Source organism: uncultured Algibacter sp. (assembly GCF_905480415.1).
GTDB lineage: Bacteria > Bacteroidota > Bacteroidia > Flavobacteriales > Flavobacteriaceae > Algibacter_B.
In genome coordinates, this window is the sequence record NZ_CAJQQI010000134.1 from 1 (window position 1) to 5,137 (window position 5,137).

The following is a 5,137-nucleotide window of genomic DNA, read 5'->3' on the forward strand; positions in this document are numbered from 1 at the left end:
GTTAAAACAATTATTTAGGATAAAATCCTGGTTATTTAAATTAGTCAGGGAAATGTAATTAAAAATTGAGGGATAACTATCTAAATAAAAGTTAAATTATTCTAAGGTCATTATATTTCTTTATCTTTATGAATTATGATTAAAGACACAAAAATAGCCGTATTAATTGATGGAGATAATATACCATCAAAATACATCACTGAAATGATGGAAGAAATTGCAAAATACGGTACTCCAACAATTAAGCGTATTTATGGCGATTGGACAAAACCTCATTTATCTAAATGGAAAAATGTATTGTTAGAAAATGCCATTACGCCTATACAGCAATACGGTTATACTACAGGGAAAAATGCTACGGATTCTGCTATGATTATTGATGCGATGGATATCTTATATTCTGAAAAAGTAAATGGCTTTTGTTTAGTATCTTCTGATAGTGATTTTACGAAACTAGCCACGCGGTTGCGTGAAGCCGCCATGGTAGTTTATGGAATGGGAGAGAAGAAAACGCCAAATCCATTTATAGTGGCATGTGATAAATTTATTTATTTGGAAATTCTTGCCAATGATGATGATATTGAAAAAGATGATAAAGGAAAAAAAGCTAAAAAAGCTAATTTATATAATATAACACCCAAGGTGATTAAACTCCTTCATAATTCTGTTGACGATGCTGCAGATGATGATGGATGGGCATTCCTTGGTGATGTTGGCTCTTTAATACTTAAAAAGCAACCTAATTTTGACTCCCGTAACTTTGGGTTTCAAAAATTAACACCTCTTTTTAAATCGCTACCACAATTTGAAATGGAACAACGTGATCAAAGTAATGGGCGCTTTAAGTTGATTTATGTAAAAAATAAAGATTAGATTCCTCCTAAAATTTTTGACATTACCCAACTTGTATGTAATGCCGTTTTCCCCGTAGATGGATGTGATTTTATTTTTCCTTGAAAAAAATCGCTTATATTTTGAACGTGGTACTGTTGAACGTGCTTGGGGTTTTCTATGAAAACTTCTTCGTTTTTAGTTGCACTTTTTAATATGATTGGCTTTTCGTGAAATACTGAAAACTCAATAGTGCCTTTATTTCCATAAATAATGACTTTATCCAAATGATCATTACACCCAAAATTCCATACCCCCGTTCCAGAAACACCTTTTTTATGCAACCATGAAGCAGTTACAGCATCTTTTGAAGTATATAAATTTTGTTGATTAAAACTTATGCCTTTTGCATCTATAATATCACCTAAAAGAAATGTGAATAAATCCAATCCATGACTAGCTAAATCATCAAAATATCCAGCAGGTGCAATTTTCGCATCCGTTCTCCAGTTATAGCCTTTTGCCAAGTCTATATCATTTGCCGGTTTACTTAAATGTGCATTTATATGTCTTACTTCACCAATGTAATTATTAGCTAACCATTCTTTTATTTTTAAAAAACGAGGCAATGAGCGTCTGTAATACGCTACGAATAAAGGTGTATTCTTTTCGTTAAATGCTTTTTGAATTTCTAAACTTTCGTTATAACTAGGAGATAAAGGCTTTTCAATGCAACACGGTTTTCTTGCTTTTGCTACTTTTAGAGCATAGTATTTGTGAGTATCCGGAGGTGTTGCAATATATACAGCATCAATGTTTGCATCGTTTATTAATGCATCAGCATCAGTGAAAGTAGCCTTAATATTATGGCGTTTTGCATAGTCTTTAAGTTTTTCAATATCACGACGCATGACAGCTGTAACATTAAAATCGGTAGTTTGCTGATAAGCTGGTCCGCTTTTTATTTCGGTAACACTACCACAACCAATAAATCCCCAATTCATAAGATTTCATATTTTGAAAATCAAAAAAGAGAGCGATTAGGCTCTCTTTTTTTAAAATTATAATTTGTTTTATTCTGTACTTTCTTCCATAGTATGATAAACGTTTTGCACGTCATCATCTTCTTCAAGTTTTTCTAAAAGTTTATCAACATCCGCAACATGATCTGATGTTAACACTTTAGTTACTTGTGGTATACGTTCAAATCCAGAAGATAAAATTTCAATACCTCTGCTTTCTAACTCTGCTTGAATAGCACCAAAACTTTCAAAAGGTGCATAAATTAAAATACCGTCATCATCTGCAAACACTTCTTCTGCTCCAAAATCAATAAACTCGAATTCAACTTCTTCAGCATCTAAACCTTCTGCATTTATTCTAAAATTACAGGTATGGTCAAACATGAATACTACAGAACCCGAAGTGCCTAAGCTACCATCGCATTTGTTAAAATAACTACGCACATTAGCTACAGTTCTGGTATTATTATCAGTTGCCGTTTCAACTAAAATAGCGATACCATGTGGTGCATAACCTTCAAATATCACTTCTTTATAATCGCCTTGACCTTTTTCACTTGCTTTCTTTATGGCACGTTCTACATTGTCTTTGGGCATGTTAACAGATTTAGCATTCTGTATAACGGCTCTTAAACGAGAGTTACTATCTGGATCTGGGCCACCTTCCTTTACAGCCATTACAATGTCTTTACCTATACGTGTAAAGGCTTTGCTCATAGCAGACCAACGTTTCATTTTCCTTGCTTTTCTAAACTCGAAAGCTCTTCCCATAATTTGACTTATTTTATTTGAAATTCCTTCGATAGAAGAAATCTTCTTTTTTAAATTTTAACAAAGTTAAAAACCTAGTGCTTAATTGCAAATTATTCGTCAGGTTCTACAATAAATTCAATAGCCTCTGCTAATTTGAAATCTTTGTTTGTAACACCACCAGCATCATGTGTAGATAATGAAATGGTAAGCACATTATAAACATTGCTCCAATCAGGATGATGTTTTAAGGCTTCACATTCAAAAGCAATTCTACTCATAGCACTAAAACAGTCCTTAAAATTTTCAAATTCAAATTCTGCGTGTATGGCATTATCATAGTATTCCCAATCAGGAAATCGAAGTAATTTTGCCTCTATGTCTTGTTTTTTAAGCTTAGTCATAATTATTTTTTTATCAATTTAATGATTTTGAATATCAAAATCAACTATATTTTTAATTCAGTTAAAATATCCTGACTTTTAATTTGAAGATGTTTAGGAAGCTTATTGAATTTTGGAAGCACAGCTAAATACCTATCATCATTTGTGGTGTAAACACGTTTGTAAATAGGTGTATTTTTTAATTCTAATAAAACAATAATTTCTTTAATAAAATCATCATGATGCACCAAGTCATTACTCCCTAAATGAAAAACTCCATATTTATTCCTATTAATAATATAGTGAATTTGTTGAGTTACTTTATAATCTGTGGTAACATTCATTATTAAATTAGGAAAAACCTCAATAGGTTCCTTGTCTTTTGCAAATTGAACTATTTCTTGAACTCTTGGTGATTGTGCACCAAAAACCATAGGCAATCTTAAAATAGCGATTTGCTTTTTGGGCAAACGCAAAAGCATATTTTCAATTTTTATTTTGAAATGTCCATAAATACTATTGCTATAGGTTTTATCTTGCTCATAACTCGGGTATTTAATGTAAGCGTCAAATACATTAGCCGAAGACAAAAAAAGAAGCTTAACTTTTTTAGTAAATACATATTCAGTTAAATGCTGGTGTACCAAAACTTGTTTAGAAAAATCACCTCGTAACGCAGAAATAATAATTGTAGGTTTTACAATGTCTAAGATTTCATAAATATCATCTTCTTCAATATTATATTGAAAAAAATGCTTATTCTTTTCAAATGCCTTATTGCTTATGTTGTAAGTTCCAAAGGTTCTGAAGTAGGAACAAAGCTCTTTGTAGATAGATCCCCCTAAAAAGCCACTGGCACCAATTATTAATATTCTATGTTTACTTTCTTTCGCCTTCTCCTGCATTACAAAATACTAAAAATGTTATCCTTTATAAAAAGGTAATTTAATGACTGTGGCAGGAATAGCTTTTTTTCGAATTTGTATATTTATTTTACTGTGAAAATCAGCAAATACTTTAGGGACATAACCCAAGCCAATACCTTTTCCAAGTGATGGTGACATAGTTCCTGAAGTGACTCTTCCAATTTTATTGCCATTATGATCAACTATATCATAACCTTGACGAGGGATACCACGTTCATCCAATTCAAAAGCAATAAGTTTGTTTTCAATTCCGCGCGCTTTCTCGGCCTTTATAGCCTCAGAATTTGTGAAGTCTTTTGTAAATTTGGTTATCCATCCTAATCCTGCTTCAATCGGCGATGTGGTGTCATCAATATCATTTCCGTAAAGGCAATACCCCATTTCTAATCGCAAGGTGTCACGAGCCGCAAGGCCTATGGGTTTGATACCAAAATCTGCTCCAGCTTCAAACACCTTATCCCAAATTTGTTTAGCGTCAGAATTTTTGCAGTAAATTTCAAATCCACCACTTCCGGTATAACCAGTTGCCGATATAATGATATGTTCAACTCCGGCAAAATCACCAACCACAAAATTATAGAATTTAATAGCCGATAAATCATGACTTGTAATAGATTGCATCGCTTCAATAGCTTTAGGCCCTTGAATGGCGAGAAGCGAATAGTCTTCACTTAAATCGCGAATTTTAGCACCAACATCATTTTTAGACTGAATCCAATTCCAATCTTTTTCAATATTACTAGCGTTTACAACCAATAAGAATTGTTCTTCTTTAATTTTGTAAATGATTAAATCATCAACAATACCGCCATCATCATTTGGTAAGCAACTGTATTGTGCTTTACCAATAGTTAATTTGGATGCATCATTACTTGATACTTTTTGAATCAACTCAAGCGCATGTTCACCATCAATTAAAAACTCACCCATGTGTGATACATCAAACACCCCAACAGCTTGTCTAACAGTTTCGTGTTCAATGTTTATACCTTCATATTGTACTGGCATATTATAACCAGCAAAAGGCACCATTTTAGCTCCAAGTGCTTCGTGAGTTTCAGTTAAGGCTGTATTTTTCATAAAAAAGATTGCGTTTTTTCATTTCCACCTAGGTAGAAATCTCTTTAAAATTTGATTAAAGCAAATGTATTGAAAATTTATAGTAACGCTTTCGCGGAAGACTTAAAAGGTTTGTTAAAGTTGAGTTGTGGTATTTTAGAAATTT

6 protein-coding genes are annotated in these 5,137 nt (G+C 32.5%); 1 reads left to right on the top strand and 5 read right to left on the bottom strand.

Features of this window, described 5'->3' with window-relative positions:
* Nucleotides 1-135 precede the first annotated feature (135 nt).
* Nucleotides 136-873: an NYN domain-containing protein gene (locus QZ260_RS09095; RefSeq protein WP_295985291.1), complete on the top strand. Its 738-nt coding sequence runs from the start codon at nt 136-138 to the stop codon at nt 871-873.
* On the opposite strand, the gene QZ260_RS09100 is transcribed toward QZ260_RS09095, so the two are convergent.
* The 5 genes from QZ260_RS09100 to gcvT all read right to left on the bottom strand — a co-directional run bounded on the left by QZ260_RS09100 (nt 870) and on the right by gcvT (nt 4,992).
* Entirely contained in the window at nt 870-1,835 is a 966-nt protein-coding gene (locus QZ260_RS09100; protein ID WP_295985294.1) for a Gfo/Idh/MocA family oxidoreductase, read from the bottom strand. The two genes, QZ260_RS09095 and QZ260_RS09100, sit on opposite strands and share 4 nt — an antisense overlap.
* A gap of 69 nt (nt 1,836-1,904) precedes the next feature.
* Nucleotides 1,905-2,624, bottom strand: a complete 720-nt coding sequence (locus QZ260_RS09105; RefSeq protein WP_295985297.1) for a YebC/PmpR family DNA-binding transcriptional regulator — start codon at nt 2,622-2,624, stop codon at nt 1,905-1,907.
* Between the two features lie 92 nt (nt 2,625-2,716).
* On the bottom strand, nt 2,717-3,007 hold the full coding sequence (locus tag QZ260_RS09110; RefSeq protein WP_295985300.1) for a 4a-hydroxytetrahydrobiopterin dehydratase: 291 nt from the start codon (nt 3,005-3,007) through the stop codon (nt 2,717-2,719).
* A gap of 44 nt (nt 3,008-3,051) precedes the next feature.
* Nucleotides 3,052-3,891 (bottom strand): sugar nucleotide-binding protein, encoded by an 840-nt coding sequence (locus QZ260_RS09115; RefSeq protein WP_295985303.1) that lies wholly within the window; start codon nt 3,889-3,891, stop codon nt 3,052-3,054.
* Between the two features lie 18 nt (nt 3,892-3,909).
* On the bottom strand, nt 3,910-4,992 hold the full coding sequence (gene gcvT, locus QZ260_RS09120) for a glycine cleavage system aminomethyltransferase GcvT (protein ID WP_295985305.1): 1,083 nt from the start codon (nt 4,990-4,992) through the stop codon (nt 3,910-3,912).
* Between the last annotated feature and the right edge of the window lie 145 nt (nt 4,993-5,137).